The organism is Pseudomonas brassicacearum (genome assembly GCF_003732265.1).
Taxonomy (GTDB): domain Bacteria; phylum Pseudomonadota; class Gammaproteobacteria; order Pseudomonadales; family Pseudomonadaceae; genus Aquipseudomonas; species Aquipseudomonas brassicacearum_D.
Genome location: NZ_MOBK01000004.1, coordinates 72,927 through 88,791, shown reverse-complemented (window position 1 = coordinate 88,791; position 15,865 = coordinate 72,927). Strand labels below are relative to the sequence as shown.

Genomic DNA, 15,865 nt, shown 5'->3' with positions numbered 1-15,865 from the left:
AGTCGCTCTCGGCACGGGCTGATGCGACGACTATAAGTCTTTACTTATGCCTAACCCAATAATTATTCATTTTTGTTAATCCCTTGCGGGGGCTAGTGTGGCCCTGCGACTGAATTGAAACATTTGGTCACGCGTCGACCTGGTCTAGCAGGTCGTGGTTACCACCGGCTCAAGGGAACCTCCAAAAGTGATAAAAAAGATCCTGATCGCCAACCGTGGTGAGATTGCCGTACGAATCGTGCGTGCCTGCGCCGAGATGGGCATTCGCTCGGTCGCGATCTATTCCGACGCCGACCGTCATGCCCTGCATGTGAAGCGCGCGGACGAGGCCCACAGCATCGGTGCCGAGCCACTGGCCGGTTACCTGAATGCGCGAAAACTGGTGAACCTGGCCGTGGAAACCGGTTGTGATGCGTTGCATCCCGGCTACGGCTTCCTTTCGGAAAACGCCGAACTGGCAGACATCTGTGCAGAGCGCGGCATCAAATTCATAGGTCCATCGGCTGAAGTCATTCGCCGCATGGGCGACAAGACTGAAGCCCGCCGCAGCATGATCAAGGCTGGCGTGCCGGTCACGCCGGGCACCGAAGGCAACGTCGCGGACATCGCCGAAGCGTTGCTCGAAGGCGACCGTATCGGTTACCCGGTGATGCTCAAGGCGACCTCCGGTGGTGGTGGTCGTGGTATCCGTCGCTGCGACAGCCGCGAAGAACTCGAACAGGCGTTCCCGCGCGTGATCTCGGAAGCCACCAAGGCGTTCGGTTCGGCGGAAGTGTTCCTGGAAAAATGCATCGTCAATCCAAAGCACATCGAAGCGCAGATTCTTGGCGACAGCTTCGGCAACGTGGTGCACCTGTTCGAGCGTGATTGCTCGATCCAGCGTCGCAACCAGAAACTGATCGAGATCGCCCCGAGCCCGCAACTGACCCCGGAACAGCGCGCCTACATTGGCGACCTGTCGGTGCGTGCAGCCAAGGCCGTGGGTTACGAGAACGCCGGTACCGTGGAGTTCCTGCTCGCCGAGGGCGAGGTGTACTTCATGGAGATGAACACCCGGGTGCAGGTGGAACACACCATCACCGAAGAAATCACCGGCATCGACATCGTGCGTGAGCAGATCCGCATCGCGTCCGGCCTGCCACTCTCGGTGAAACAGGAAGACATCCAGCACCGCGGTTTCGCGTTGCAGTTCCGGATCAACGCCGAAGACCCGAAAAACAACTTCCTGCCGAGCTTCGGCAAGATCACCCGTTATTACGCGCCCGGCGGTCCCGGCGTGCGGACCGACACGGCGATCTACACCGGTTACACCATTCCACCGTTCTACGATTCGATGTGCCTGAAACTGGTGGTGTGGGCGCTGACTTGGGAAGAGGCGATGGACCGTGGCTTGCGTGCCCTCGACGACATGCGTCTGCAAGGGGTCAAGACCACCGCCGCGTACTACCAGGAAATCCTGCGTAACCCGGAATTCCGTAGCGGCCAGTTCAACACCAGCTTCGTTGAAAGCCACCCTGAACTGACCAACTACTCGATCAAGCGCAAACCCGAAGAGCTGGCCCTGGCCATCGCCGCCGCCATCGCCGCCCACGCAGGCCTGTGAGGAATATAACAATGACTAAGAAGATTCACGTAACCGACACCATCCTGCGCGACGCCCACCAATCGCTGCTCGCCACCCGCATGCGCACCGAAGACATGCTGCCGATCTGCGACAAGCTCGACAAAGTCGGCTACTGGTCGCTGGAATGCTGGGGCGGCGCTACGTTCGACGCCTGTGTACGTTTCCTCAAGGAAGACCCGTGGGAGCGTCTGCGCCAACTGCGCGCGGCGCTGCCTAACACACGCCTGCAAATGCTGCTGCGTGGCCAGAACCTGCTGGGCTACCGCCATTACAGCGACGACGTGGTCAAAGCCTTCGTCGCCAAGGCCGCGGTCAACGGTATCGACGTGTTCCGCATCTTCGACGCCATGAACGACGTGCGTAACCTGCGCGTGGCCATCGAAGCGGTGAAGGCAGCCGGCAAACATGCCCAGGGCACCATCGCTTACACCACCAGCCCGGTGCACACCATCGACGCGTTCGTGGCACAAGCCAAGCAAATGGAAGCCATGGGTTGCGATTCGGTGGCGATCAAGGACATGGCCGGTCTGCTGACTCCATACGCCACCGGCGAACTGGTACGGGCGTTGAAAGCCGAACAGTCGCTGCCAGTGTTCATTCACTCGCACGACACCTCTGGCATGGCCACCATGTGCCAACTGAAGGCAATCGAAAACGGCGCCGACCACATTGACACCGCAATCTCCAGCTTCGCCTCGGGCACCAGTCACCCGGGCACCGAGTCGATGGTTGCTGCCCTTAAAGGCACCGAGTTCGACACTGGCCTGAACCTGGAACTGCTACAAGAGATCGGCCTGTACTTCTACGCCGTGCGCAAGAAGTACCACCAGTTTGAAAGCGAATTCACCGCCGTCGACACCCGTGTCCAAGTCAACCAGGTACCGGGCGGGATGATTTCCAACCTGGCCAACCAGTTGAAAGAGCAGGGCGCACTGAACCGCATGAGCGAAGTGCTCGCTGAAATCCCGCGCGTTCGTGAAGACCTCGGCTTCCCGCCGCTGGTAACCCCGACCTCGCAAATCGTGGGTACCCAGGCGTTCTTCAACGTGTTGGCTGGCGAACGCTACAAGACCATCACCAACGAAGTGAAGCTCTACCTGCAAGGCGGCTACGGCAAGGCGCCGGGTACTGTGAACGAACAACTGCGTCGCCAGGCCATCGGCAGCGAAGAAGTGATCGACGTGCGTCCAGCCGATCTGCTCAAGCCGGAAATGACCAAACTGCGTGCTGAAATCGGCGCCGTGGCCAAGTCCGAAGAAGACGTGCTGACTTACGCCATGTTCCCGGACATCGGTCGCAAGTTCCTCGAAGAACGCGCTGCCGGCACCCTGACACCTGAAGTACTCCTGCCGATTCCTGAAGCCGGCGGCGTGGCCTCGGCCGGTGGCGAAGGCGTGCCGACCGAGTTCGTCATCGACGTCCACGGCGAAACCTACCGCGTCGACATCACCGGTGTCGGCGTCAAGGCTGAAGGCAAGCGTCACTTCTACCTGTCCATCGACGGCATGCCGGAAGAAGTGGTGTTCGAACCGCTCAACGAATTCGTCAGCGGCGGCAGCAGCAAGCGCAAGCAAGCCACCGCGCCGGGCCACGTCAGCACCACCATGCCGGGCAACATCGTCGATGTGCTGGTCAAGGAAGGCGACACTGTGAAAGCAGGGCAAGCCGTGCTGATCACCGAAGCGATGAAGATGGAAACCGAAGTCCAATCGGCCATCGCCGGCAAAGTCACCGCCATTCACGTGGCCAAGGGCGACCGGGTGAATCCGGGCGAAATCCTGATCGAGATCGAAGGCTGATTTAACAGCCTCGATACAACGCTTTAAACCTCGGGGGGGCATGTGCTCCCCTTTTTTTTCGCCGCGTATTTATGACGGTCAGAAATTCATCCGCCATTGGCCGGTGACGCCATGGCTTCGGCTTTCCGTACCGACGTCCCCGTTAAGACTGACGCCCAAGGTATGTCTGGCTGACAATCCCAGGTCCAGCCCTGCATCGACGCTCAGGTTGTTACGGTCCAGAAGCGCACCGGAGACGGTGTAGTTTCTACCGCCCGTTGCCAGTCGTTGGCGAGTGTCGCTGGTGACATCACCGTAGGTGTGTTTCCAACTGGCACTTAATCGCGGCGTCAGTTGCATGCCGTTATTCAAAGCATTGGTTTTCGCCATGCGCAGGCCGACTGTGCTGTTCAAATTGTTCTGGGTCTGGCCGTGGACTTTCAACGCCGCTGCACCACCTTTTTCCGTGTAGGTGTCACGCTGATAGCGTTCGTAGCCAAGGCTGGCGAATGGTTCGATGCTGACATTGGCCCGCCCCAGGTTGTAACCCACTTCAGCGAAGGCTTGTTGGGTGTTGGCATCGTAACGGCCTTCGGGGCGGTCGCTGAAACCATTGAAAGCCACCCGGCGCTTGGTGTTGCCGTCGTGATTGCCATACGTCGCGCCCAATCGCAGCGACATGGGGCCGTTCTGGCGCAGGGCATAAGCGCCCAGATACCAGCTGTCGAGACCGCCGTCGAGGTCGCGACTATCGAGGCGTGTTTCGCCTTTGCCGCCCATCACACCGATACGCCATTCATCATCGATGCCCCAATCTGCGCCCAGGACCAAGCCTTGAGTGGAGTGTTTCAGTGGATCGAAGTCACGGTCCAGAGTGCCTCCCTGACCTAATGCTTGAAGCCAGACCCTGCCATTATCGTCGCTGCCCGCCGCCAGGCTTGGTGCGTTCCTGCGGTTGCTGCCCTTGTTGTAGGTGCTGGCGCTGTCCAGTTGGCGCATGGCCGAGAGCACGGAAGTGCCCACGGGGCTGGCGCTGGCGAGCGTTGCCTTGGCGAGGTTGGCGGTATTGCCGCCGGCCAGTTGTTCGATGGCATGAGCGGCGGTTGTTTTGTCGCTGCCGAGCAGCGCCACGACTGCGGCGTTTGCATTGCGCGATGGCGTAGGTGCTGCGGCGACGGGAGTTGTCGCTTGTGATGTTGAGGCGGTGACGGGAGTACCGAGGTTCTCGGCGGGATTCAGGGCCGCAGCAATTGGGGCGGCATTGTCCGGTGGCGTCTGAGTTGGCTCAGCGCCCCTTGGCTCCTCAATGCTTCCTCCAAACTCCCGTCCGTTATCTGAGTCCGCGACGCTCTCGATAGGCACATCGTTTCGAATCAAGACCAGGTCGACTGTCCTTTCACCGTATTGGACATCGGGTTCCAAAAAGGCAAGGTTGTTGATTACGTTGCCAAATTTTCCTTCGACGTTATTGGCCACAAGAATGTTGTTTTCGCTGACTAGCGGGTAGTTACCGGGCGCTGCAACAATGTTCAGTGTGGCGCCACCGAGCGTGGCGGTGCCATCGACTAATATCGTTTCACTTTTGCGATCGGCGCTGACTTCGTAGAGCAATTCGGCGGTATTGGAAAGCTTCAGGTCACCATTAACTTTTGGGGCGCCGTGCGATTCGCCCACCGAAAATTGTCCGTTTACCTCCAGCGAACCCGTGCGACCTCTACCCGCAAAAGCCCCTTTTTCGTGAATAAACACGTCGCCCTCGATCACCCCAGAGTTACTCAGGGCGCCACCTGACAGCACCGCCACCCCGCCGCCAATCCTGCCGTTATTGACGAGAGTGCCCTGGGTCAATGCACCTCCCCGGATATCGCTCTCATTTATTAGTGTTGCTTTGGGGCGTACCAAGGCACCTGTGGCGAAATCACCACTGGAACCGTTCAAGGTCCAGGTGCTTCGTTTCAGCTCCAGGCCGTCGAAATTGCGACTGTCGCCTAACGTGCCACCGCTCGCTGTATCGAGTTGTAGGAAATTGGTACCACCACCACCGTCAACCCATCCGGTGATACTCCCGCGACGGGATAAAGTGACCAGATCATTGTCATCGCTGAACGTTCGATTGGTACCGTCCTCTGCGTTTCCGATAGTGGTCTTTTTGGTGTCAGGGTCTTTGATAAATGCATCGAGCGCTGCCAAGAGCTGATCTGGCGTTTCAAGCGCAGGGGGAGTGTTTTCGACAGGACTTTGTTGGGCAAAAATTTCAGTGCAACTCAACGCCAGCGCAATGGCTAGCGCCAGATGATGTGGTCGGTATTTGTGTTGAACAGACATGGAATTTGGCCTCAATTGGAAGGAGACCAAACTCTAAGGAGAGCGCGTCGATACCGATGTCAGCCCGTTCCGGCGGGTTTGCAGGCGGTGTCAGAAGCTCGATGCAGAAAATCCACCGCTGCATGGGCACAGCGGTTTTTAACGCTTCGGACCGATGACCTTTTCTTACAATAAATCGAGACGCTGCCTGCAACGCACTCTCAGAAACTCATCTGCCACTGCCCGATCAGCCCTTGGTTACAGCTGTTGTTGCCGATTTCGCCGCTATAGCCAATGCCCACCGAATGCCGAGCCGAAATGCCCAGATCCAGACCAGCCTCCAGCACCAGGCTGTCTCGATCCAGCGAACTGCCATCCACACTGATGTGTGCCGCGATATCTGCATTATTTTGCATTTAAGGAAGCTTCCATGATCGTTTTTACGCATTTTATTGCATTTATAAAGGTGTTTAGGGGGGGCGCTAATGCACTATATTGCAGTTAACGTTTAAACGATTTTTGAAAATTGCATTTAAATGCAGACGGTGACGGCGTGTACAACCTGACCTTACAAATCTATACGACAGGAAAATGGCTCGACGCCATGGTTTTCAGCTTCGACAACCCTGAAAAAGGTTTCGAAAGCAGATGCAACTTCGGCTACGAAACCCCGTATCTCGTTGAGAGCATTGACGATATCGGAACTCTCTTCGCCAAAGCTGTCAGTGCCAGATTTCCTTTGGATTGGGAGGGCAAGCGATCCACTGCACCGGCGTTTCTATATGACATTGCGCCTGCCGGCGCAGCCAAAAAATTTCTTCTGGCACGCATAGGTAACGACAAGCCTGTTGACGTCAGCGCAGATCTTTATTTGCTGTCCAAAAGTACTCCGGCACCGATTGGCAATATGCGCATAAAGGAGTCCGCCGAGGCAGTAGATCAGCGCGAACCTATAGGGTTTAAGCGTGAGGATGTGATCAGTCGTGACAATCGGTTTCTCGAATATGCCCATGAGCAGGGCGCAGCAATTGGTGGGGCAACGGGAGCAGGTGGCGAGGCGCCAAAACTTTTGTTGGCTCAGGGCAAGGATGGAGATTTTTATCCTGATGCGGTACTCGATGATGCAGACGTTATCCAACACTGGTTTGTTAAGTTTTCTCGCAATAAGGGAGCCCGCAACGATCAGGACATTCTCAGAAGCGAATACCATTACTACAGGGCGCTACAAGAACTCGGTATCGAAACGGTGGCTGTTCAGGGCTTGGCCTTGGAAGAGGCGACCAAACCAAGCTTGTGGATGCAGCGTTTTGATCGGCAAGTAACCCCTCAGGGTGTCGAGCGTTTTGCCGTGGAGTCGATCTACTCCCTGGCACAAATAACCACGCAAGGTAGCTCGATGGATCACATGGAAGTTATTCGGCTGCTTGCGGGACTCTGGCGTGATGCTGGGCAGGCGGACCAAATCCCGAACCTTGTTGCTGACTATCTACGTAGGGATCTGATCAACAAAATCCTCGGCAACTCGGATAACCATGGTCGCAACACTGCAATCATCCGAGATACAGCCACTTTCCGTCTGGCACCCATCTATGATTTGGCGCCCATGGTGATGGACGATGAAGGTGTGACGCGTACAACCAAATGGCCAAAAGAGCTGGAACGAGCGGGTGATGTTGATTGGCGTGGGGTGTGCCGTGCTTTGGCCGATATTGCTGATCCGGATGATCCGCTGGCTGCGTTGAGTGAAGCGCAGGATTCCTTTGAGCGACTGCGGGGGGATGCTCAGCATCTCATGGCACTCCCCGACATTCTCGCTGCCAGCGGTTTGCCAGAGGTGACGATGAATCACCCGCAAATTGCATTGAGAAATCTGGAGCAGCGTTTGAAAGAGTGGGGCCTGAAATGAGCATGACTGTTGCCGAACGCACTGTGCTTATAGAAAACATTCAGGAAGCGCTGGCTCAAGGCACCCTTGAAATCAGCGAAGCGGTTCGCCGATTACGCGTAGAGGTCACCGGCCTGCACCAGACCCAATTCGCAAAAATGTGCAAAATCTCGGTGCGCACGTTGGTGCATATCGAACATGGGGAAGGGAATCAAACGCTGAAATCACTGAATGCGGTGTTCAGACCGTTTGGTCTGAAGATGGGCGTTGTGCGGATTCGGCGCGACGTTAGTTGAGGCTGAAACTCGAAATGAGTGGCAAGGGAGGTTTCTCCCTCGCCACCGGGTACTAAAAACCGCGCGCGTTACCCGCGGCACTCGGCAAGCGTTTTCACCTGCCCCGACCCCGCCTGATTCTCATCGCTCAACCAGCGCTCAAACCCTGCGCCAATCGCCGGCCATTCCGAGTCCAGAATCGAATACCACGCGGTATCGCGGTTCTGTCCCTTGACCACCATGTGCTGGCGGAAGACCCCTTCAAAACTGAAGCCCAGGCGCTCGGCCGCGTATTTGGAGCGGGCGTTACCGTTGTTGCACTTCCACTCCAGGCGTCGATAACCCAATGCAAACGACTCCTTGGCCAGCAGATAAACCGCCTCGGTACTTTTCGGTGAGCGCTGCATTGGCGCGCCGAACGTGACGTGGCCGATTTCGATTCGGCCCTGAGCCGGCACGATCGACATCAGGCTGAGAATGCCCTGCACCTCACCACTTGCACGGTCGATCACGCTGAAGAAATACGGGTCGCTGTTGGTCGCATGGTTGTTCAGCCAATCGTTGAACACGCTACGTTCCGGGAAAGGCCCGTAAGGCAAATAGTCCCAGAGTTTTGGATCGGCACCCGGGCCTTGCAAGGCCTTGAACAAGCCCTCGGCGTGACGGGCCGGGTCGAGTTTTTCCAGGCGAATGAAGCGCCCTTCGAGGGTTTGAACGGTGGGCGCGGGGACGCCTTTCCAGTCCGCGAGTGAAGTCGACATGTTGTTCTCCTTGAACCTTAAAGGGCTTTGCGAAACTGGATGTAACCGGGACGTTCGGCGATGCGCTCGTAGAGCTGAATCGCGGTGGCGTTGGTTTCGTGGGTCAGCCAGTGGACTTTGCAGCAACCGTCCGTTTTGGCGGTGGCGTAGACGAATTCGATCAGTTTGCGGCCAACGCCGGTGCCGCGGGTTTCTGGCGCTACCAGCAGGTCTTGAAGGTAGCAGGAATTTTCGATGCTCCAGTTCGAGCGATGGTAGATGAAGTTCACCATGCCGACGGCTTTGCCGTCGAGCCACGCCAGCGCGGAATGCGTCGTTTCGGTCGGGTCGAGCATGCGTTGCCAGGTGCTGTCAGTGACCGCTTCGGGCAACTCGGTATTGTAGAAGCGCAGGTAGGCTTGCCACAGCGGCAGCCAGGCCGCGTGATCGTCGGCGCTGACCTGGCGGATTTCAATCTGACTCATGTTCATTTCCTTAACGCATCAAGTGGGCGAGAGCCTGGTCGTGCACATCGGGGCTGGCGGCGAGCCCTTCGCGCACACCGGCGATGTCTTCGGCGCTGCGGTTCTGGCTGAGTTTGCGTTTGCCTTCCAGGCGCTGGATCGGCAGGGCAAACCCGACAATTGCCTTGAGCATGCCGTCGATGTAATCAGCGGAAGCGTCGGCGACCTTCCACGGCTGGGCGCGGCCGGCTTCGTGACGATCAGTCAATGCGCTGACCAGATTGAGCAGGCGCTCGGCATCGGTGAAGACGTCGGCGGTGCCGTGGGCGTGCACCGCGACGTAATTCCAGGTCGGAACAACTTTGCCGTGCTTGGCTTTGCTCGGATAAAAACCGGGACTGACGTAAGCATCGGCACCGGCAAAGATCACCAGCGCTTCAGCGCCGTTCTGCAATTCCTTCCACTGCGGATTGGCACGGGCGAAGTGGCCGTAGAGGGTGCCATTCGGACCTTCGTCAGGTTTGAACAACAGCGGCAGATGGCTGGCTTGCAAGCCTTGCTCGCCGTGGGTCACCACCATGGCGAGGCGGGTGTCGAGGATCTGCTGGCGCAGTTCATCCAAATCGTTGATGGCAAAGCTGCTGGGGTTGTACATGGAAATATCCCTTGGCGAATGCCTCCATCCTAGGCAGGCTATTGGTCTGTTGTAAGAGCCATTAATGGCCAATTTAATAGGTCCATTGCCATGACCGATGCGCCGCTTTCCTTGTCGTTCAACCCTGCCGGTATCGAACTTGATCGCCGTCAGGGCCTGAGTCGTCAGCTCTATCAAGCCTTGCGCCTGCGAGTGCTGGATGGACGAATGGCGAGCGGGACGCGATTACCGGCCAGTCGGGATCTGGCGGCGGCGTTGGCGATTTCTCGCAACAGCGTGGTGCGCGCCTACGATCAGCTCTATGCCGAAGGCTTTATCGAAGGGCGTGTGGGGGACGGGACTTACGTCGCGCAACTGCCCCAAACCGCGATACCCGCCAAAAAATTATCCACAAAAGTATCCACAGGGTTGTCAACAGGGTTACCCACAGCCTTATCCACAAATTGGCTGGATTTACCTGTAATTTCATCCAGTAAAGTTATCCACAGCGGCGCGCTGGGGCGCGTTCAAAAGAACCATTTGGCCCTGCCACCGAGTGGCCCGCCGCGTGCTTTTCGGGTCGGTGTGCCGGCATTTGATCTGTTTCCTTTCGAGGTCTGGGCCAAGCTGAATGCGGCTTTCTGGCGTAAGCCGGATTTGCAGCAGTTGTGCTATGGCGATCCGGCGGGCGATGAGCGCCTGCGTGGAATGATTGCCGCGTACTTGCGCAGTTCACGCGGCATGCAGTGTTCGGCTGAGCAAATAGTGATCACCAGTGGCGCGCAGCAGGGGATTAGCCTTTGTGCACAGCTGCTGGTGGAGCCCGGCGATGGGGTGGCGATCGAGAATCCGGGGTACCGGGCGGCGGGTCATGCGTTCGCCGTGGCGGGTGCGCGACTGCACGGTGTGGCGGTGGACAGCGAGGGTATCGACTGCCGCGAACTGGCTGCGCTCGAGGATTGTCGCCTGACGTACGTCACGCCGTCGCATCAATACCCGACCGGGGTGGTGATGAGCCTGGCCCGGCGTCTGGAATTGCTGGCCTGGGCCGAGCGCACCCAAGGCTGGATTGTCGAGGATGACTACGATGGCGAATACCGATACAGCGGCGCACCACTGGCACCGTTGGCGGCACTCGATCGACAAGGACGGGTTTTGTACGTCGGGACCTTCGGCAAGGTCGCCTTCCCGGCATTGCGTCTTGGCTATCTGGTGTTGCCGCCGGCGCTGGTGCAGGGGTTCTCTCAACGGCGGGCGGTGGACGTGCGGCATTCCGAAGTGAGCACCCAGGCGGTGATGGCCGAGTTCATGGCCGCCGGACACTTTCAGCGGCATATTCGCCGCATGCGTCGCGCCGCCCTGAGTCGGCGCAATACATTGCTGGCCGGTTGGCCGAAGGACATTCCCGGCATCGGCAGCCTGCCGAGTGTCGCGGCAGGGCTGCATCTGACCGTGGCGGTCGACTCACAGGCCCGCGAGCGCGAGCTGGTGGAACAGGCGGCGAGCGTCGATGTGGAGATCAATGCCCTCAGCGGCTACTGGTTGCCGGATTCGACACAACCTGTGGACCAGCGGGCGGGGCTGGTCCTGGGTTTCGCGGCGGTGCCCGAGGTGGCCATCAGCGCCGCACTCGGGCGACTGGAAAAGGCCTGGCGTCGTTAAGTGCTTACGTTGCGGTGTTTGTCTGTGGTTCCAGGTCCAGGAACAGTTTTCGTAGCGCAGGATCTTCCAGCTTCCTGAACACCCCATCGATGGGTTCGAAGGTGGTCAACGCCAGTTGCTGATCCAGTGGCAGCGTTTTCAGGTAATCATCTGAAACTTTCAAATGGGCCGCGGTGGGTGTACTCGCCGGACTCGACAGCGTCTCGTAGTGGAAATGCGCCACCCATAACGGTTTATTGTGGCTGTTGTCGAAAATCCGGTACTCCTGGAAAAAGTCGCCGAGCCCTCGGGTCTGGACGCGCCCTCGTCTGTCGCGGCTGATGGCGAGCTGCCCGTTTTCATGCATCCATTTGAAAATGCTCTGGGTCGGTTTGTGGCGCGTGTAAAGGTCGGCGCGAACGCTGACACCTTCTTTGCGCAGACGACTGGCCCCTGCACGTAAATCGCGGCTCAGGGTGGCAACCGGGAGAGGGGAGGCTTCGTCCTTCCTGCTATTGATCACGGCTTGATCAACGCTGCTGGCAGTCTGCTCCAGTTTTAATGCCTGCTGATCGAACACATCCTGAATATCGGCAGGGATGCGTCTTGGGAGCAAAGCGTCTTTACGGATGCGTTCGATGAATGGGGCCGTGTCCAGGTTCAGCTCGATGCCAGCCTCGATCGTTCCTGTGTCATCCAGCACCGGGACGGGTTGCCGATAAACGGCGGGGGTAAATGACCCAAGTGCCTCCTCCTTGGGTTTTTGGGGTTCATTTTTGCCGCAATCCCGCGGCCTGGTCTTGCGCACCTTGATCGGTTGTCGTGACGTACCCGGATGTACTCGTTCTACAGGGGCCTGCACGGGCATGGGTTCCGGCTCTGGCAGCAACGCCTGTAAGCGGTTTTGTGCGAGCTGCGCGAACTCGTCGATGAGCGATTGCAGATGGTCGAGCCTGGTTTGCTTGACCAGTCCAGGGTACGTGCCTGGCAATTCCTGAATGCGCTGATCAGCGCCGGCAAATGTCTCCACGAGACTGTTCAATTCCTCGATTTGCGCCTGTAAATCGGAATGTTCGCCTTCGACTTTCATCAGGTCCGCCACTTGAATCGCGGCCTTCGCGGCGCTCACAGCGATATGCCCCACCGCGTTACGGGCCTGCTGCATCAGAGGGCTGGCCTGTTCATTGAGGCACAGCTCCTGCGCCATGCCGATCTCGTTGGCCTTGATATCCAGCACGGTAAACGAAGGCGCCAGTTTTCTGATTTGCATGGCGCGCTCAATGCCAGGACGTCCTGCCGCGTGCATGTCCTCAAGTGTCGACGCAAACAGGGTCAGCTTCTCAATCATCTCGTCACCGATGTCGGACGCTTTCTGCACATTGTCGACAAACGTTGGCCTGGCAACGGGTTGGTTTTGTTGGCCGCTGGTCAGGACTTGGGTGACCTGAGCATACCTGGACCGCTTCAGGACAAACCACAAAGACAGATTCTTCTCCAGCACCACGCTCATGCGAAGCAAATCTTCCCGGTAGTTTTCCGTGCCACCGAGGGTGCGCCATTCGCGTAGTTGTTCCAGCGCCTGGCGATACTCGCCGATCGTTGCCTCCAGTTTTTCCATGTACGCCGCCGTTCGTTGATCGTAGTTTTCGGCGTTGGCCTGCCCGATGCTGGCATGTAATGTTTTGAGTTCGGTTTCCTTCGCTTTTTCCTGGCTTTTGAAGGAACTCAGGGCCTCCTCCAGATGGCTTCTACGCTGCTCGTCAGCCGCCTCCTGGTGGCGGCTGAATGCATTCCCGGCTCCCCCTCGCAACCGCAGACGCAAGTCGAGCACCCATTGCCCCTGGCCGTTATCCATCAGCATCGGGCCGTTTCGCTCAGGCTGATCCGGGTAAACGATATGAATTTCATCATCCCCTTTCACGTCGACGTAAAACCACCGCTCACCCACCTGTGCGTAGTTTCTGAAGTTGTGTTGGTAAAAATGCGGAGGGGCTCCCTTCACCTTCGTCACGTTTGTGCTGGAAATATCGGGAGCCGCGACTTTGAGCGTGTCCAGGTAAGCGCCCAGCGCGGTCGGTGTTCGGCGTGGAACCGAACCAGCCAGTTCCAGGGAGGAAAGATGACTGGACGGAAGATCCGGGGCCAGCGGGGCGGGATTGAGCGTGACGGCCTCGGGCTCGACGAGTGATTCTTCAGCTTTCTCCCTCGACAGCTGCTCGATTCGGGGTTTGCTCGAAACCCTTCTGCGCCGCATCACGGCGTGATGGCTAAGGATGATGCCGATCGCCAGCAGAATGTCCGACACTGAAGTCCATTCGATGAAACGGTCATCCTGCTCGTGGGCATCGAGTGCCTGTTGGATCTGATTGATGGTTTGCCAGACCCAGACGGCTGTGCCAACCGCACCGCTGAGAACATTCGAGGCGACGTTGAAGAGCGCCCAGCCACTGTCCTTCAACACACTCCAGCGTCGTTCGGCATTGGAGCTCGATTGTCGGTCGGCGAGGTTGACCAGCATCCGTGCATTACTTTTGAACAGCGCAGACAGAATGTCGCCGGTGATCTCGACGTTCTCGAAAACCACACGCCCGAACTTGTCTGCGCGCTGCAATGGATTGACGAATTGTTCCGCGATCAGCCACGGAGAGGGCAGGCCAGTGGGAAAAACAGACTGGGCATATTCAAAGCTCAGGTGTTTATCGGGCAACCAGGCCAGTACCGTATCCCTGAGGTCGCCGGGTTGGTGCAACGCGTACAAAAGGTTTTGCCTCGAGGGGTATTGCAGCAGGGGCTCATCGAGCATTGGCCGATAGAGCAGGCAAGGTCCGCTGTGTGCATCTCGTGGGCTGATGATGAACATGTTGTCCACGGTGTCGCTGCTGCTGATCAAGCGATGTTGCGGCGTCATCGTGAGCGGGTAGAGGGCCACGGTTTTGGTGGCGACGTCGGGATCGAGCAGCTCGCAGATGTAGCGGTAACCGCGTTCGTCCACACCGGTTTCAGGCTTGAATCGGGCTTCTAATGCCTGGAGCGGCAGCATGGAACGCAATTGAGCGCGATAGAAGTTTTCCTGGCGGCGGGAGGCGACCGGGTCCTCCAGCAGCTTGGGTTTGATCAGTTCGGGGTAAGCCTTGCCGATGTCCACTCGCGCAGACACGGTGGTGAGAAATTCAGCCGTGAGCCAATCCGGTACCGTCTCCCCGCCCGTGAAAGAGACGGTCGCCATGTAGGGCGCTTCGTTCTCCAGCGCGAAGTCGGCCAACGTTTCAATGCGTTGATCGTGTGGGTTGGGCAGGGTGAAATTGTCGGCGGTAAAACTGTTGGTGATTTTGATCCGCAGATCATCCAGCGCAAGATTCGCGGCACCGACCGCCCGTGGATCCGCGATGATCGCTTCACGCATCCGCCGCTGGGCATAGTCGGTGATGGACGGGATCTCGGCGCTGGCCAATTGGCTGTCCGGTTGGCGATACAACTTGCCCAGTGCACTGATGTAACGGCCGTAATCTTGAATGTCTTCGGAGGAGGCATTGCGCAACCAATCGGGAATCGCTTTGTTCAGTTGCAGGAATCGTGCTTTTTCGTCGAGGTCGAGGTCGAGGTCGAGTCCGGTTTCGGGGGCGACCTCGTCGGCCGGGGCCTCAATAAAGCGCAACGAGTCAATGGCATCCATCTGTGACGAGACCAACGCCCACGCCATGTGGTCGAAGATGTTGCCTTCCGGCTCGTAAAACCGCCACGTCAGAGCGCGTCCTGACCGTTGTTCTTCCAGGCGTGCGGGAAGCGAGTTACCCAATTCTTCCATCGAACTGAACGACTCATACGCGCGCTCGATGGTGTACATCACCAGCAGTTGGCGCTTGCGATGCGTGGCCTTGAGCACCAACGCGCCACCGATCAACAGATGGCGGGAGATGTCATTCTCGACGGTATCGATATCGAGAAGGCACGCCTGAATGGCGGAAAATTCGTTGTTTACATTTTTACGGGCGGTTTTGTCCGGGGCGCTGAACACTTCCCGCGCCATCGCGCATTCATCGGCGTCCCAGCCTTTGACCTTCTGCACGTTCAACGCCTTGCGCAGCGTGTCGGACAGCTCCTGCCAGCGGGGGATCGCATGCCCCTTGGCATTCCAGAACGCGAGTTGCCGTGCTTGAGCCTCGATGAACAGGATCGACGCCGAGTCATTGAGCATCTTCGCAATGTCCTCGATGCAGACAGCGAGGTGAACCGGGTTTTTGCTGTCCGGCTCGAGGGTCAGGAAATGCTCGCCTTCGAGATAGTTGGCCGTTGTTCCATACAGGCCCTGGCGCATCAGTGCCAGGGTCAGTGATTCGAACCCGGTTGGGCCCGCCTCGACATGGTCGTCCACCATGAGCCATCGGGGGGTGCCGACGAAGGCGTTTTCAGGGTCGATCTGCAATTCTGGCCAGGCTGTTTCCATCGCTTGGCGCAGCAGGTGCGAAGCCACTTTGCTGAGCGTGGGGCCATGGCTGGTCAGGCCCACGAGGTCGCTGGTT

At 58.1% G+C, this 15,865-nt stretch carries 11 protein-coding genes; 5 read left to right on the top strand and 6 right to left on the bottom strand.

Annotation, left to right across the window (positions count from 1 at the left end):
• Positions 1–187: 187 nt before the first annotated feature.
• Positions 188–1,603 carry an acetyl-CoA carboxylase biotin carboxylase subunit gene (locus BK660_RS10030; RefSeq protein WP_038980544.1) on the top strand — a complete coding sequence of 472 codons (1,416 nt, stop codon included), beginning with the start codon at positions 188–190 and terminating at the stop codon, positions 1,601–1,603.
• Positions 1,604–1,614: 11 nt separating this feature from the next.
• Complete coding sequence (oadA, locus tag BK660_RS10025; RefSeq protein WP_123433178.1) at positions 1,615–3,423, top strand: sodium-extruding oxaloacetate decarboxylase subunit alpha; 1,809 nt, start codon at positions 1,615–1,617, stop codon at positions 3,421–3,423.
• A gap of 78 nt (positions 3,424–3,501) precedes the next feature.
• Here oadA and BK660_RS10020 read toward each other — a convergent pair whose 3' ends face one another.
• Positions 3,502–5,727, bottom strand: a complete 2,226-nt coding sequence (locus BK660_RS10020) for an autotransporter family protein (RefSeq protein ID WP_123433177.1) — start codon at positions 5,725–5,727, stop codon at positions 3,502–3,504.
• Positions 5,728–5,927: 200 nt separating this feature from the next.
• A complete protein-coding gene (locus tag BK660_RS10015; RefSeq protein WP_123433176.1) occupies positions 5,928–6,122 on the bottom strand; it encodes a hypothetical protein in 195 nt (64 codons plus the stop codon).
• Positions 6,123–6,259: 137 nt separating this feature from the next.
• On the opposite strand from BK660_RS10015, the gene BK660_RS10010 reads away from it, so the two are divergent.
• Positions 6,260–7,612: a HipA domain-containing protein gene (locus tag BK660_RS10010; protein WP_123433336.1), complete on the top strand. Its 1,353-nt coding sequence runs from the start codon at positions 6,260–6,262 to the stop codon at positions 7,610–7,612.
• Entirely contained in the window at positions 7,609–7,887 is a 279-nt protein-coding gene (locus BK660_RS10005; RefSeq protein WP_123433175.1) for a helix-turn-helix domain-containing protein, read from the top strand. The genes BK660_RS10010 and BK660_RS10005 overlap by 4 nt, the downstream gene beginning before the upstream one ends.
• 68 nt (positions 7,888–7,955) lie before the next feature.
• Here the strand turns inward: BK660_RS10005 and BK660_RS10000 are convergent, their stop codons facing one another.
• From BK660_RS10000 to BK660_RS09990, 3 genes are read right to left on the bottom strand one after another with little or no spacing between them, the layout of a single operon-like run.
• Positions 7,956–8,627 carry a GNAT family N-acetyltransferase gene (locus tag BK660_RS10000; RefSeq protein ID WP_123433174.1) on the bottom strand — a complete coding sequence of 224 codons (672 nt, stop codon included), beginning with the start codon at positions 8,625–8,627 and terminating at the stop codon, positions 7,956–7,958.
• 17 nt (positions 8,628–8,644) lie between these two features.
• Complete coding sequence (locus tag BK660_RS09995) at positions 8,645–9,091, bottom strand: GNAT family N-acetyltransferase (RefSeq protein WP_123433173.1); 447 nt, start codon at positions 9,089–9,091, stop codon at positions 8,645–8,647.
• A gap of 10 nt (positions 9,092–9,101) precedes the next feature.
• Positions 9,102–9,725 (bottom strand): FMN-binding negative transcriptional regulator, encoded by a 624-nt coding sequence (locus BK660_RS09990; RefSeq protein ID WP_123433172.1) that lies wholly within the window; start codon positions 9,723–9,725, stop codon positions 9,102–9,104.
• Positions 9,726–9,815: 90 nt separating this feature from the next.
• Here BK660_RS09990 and pdxR point away from each other — a divergent pair, with 90 nt between their 5' ends.
• Positions 9,816–11,366 carry a MocR-like pyridoxine biosynthesis transcription factor PdxR gene (pdxR, locus tag BK660_RS09985; protein WP_123433171.1) on the top strand — a complete coding sequence of 517 codons (1,551 nt, stop codon included), beginning with the start codon at positions 9,816–9,818 and terminating at the stop codon, positions 11,364–11,366.
• A gap of 4 nt (positions 11,367–11,370) precedes the next feature.
• Here the strand turns inward: pdxR and BK660_RS09980 are convergent, their stop codons facing one another.
• Positions 11,371–15,852, bottom strand: coding sequence for a dermonecrotic toxin domain-containing protein (locus tag BK660_RS09980; protein WP_148057436.1), 4,482 nt, complete (start codon positions 15,850–15,852; stop codon positions 11,371–11,373).
• Positions 15,853–15,865 lie beyond the last annotated feature (13 nt).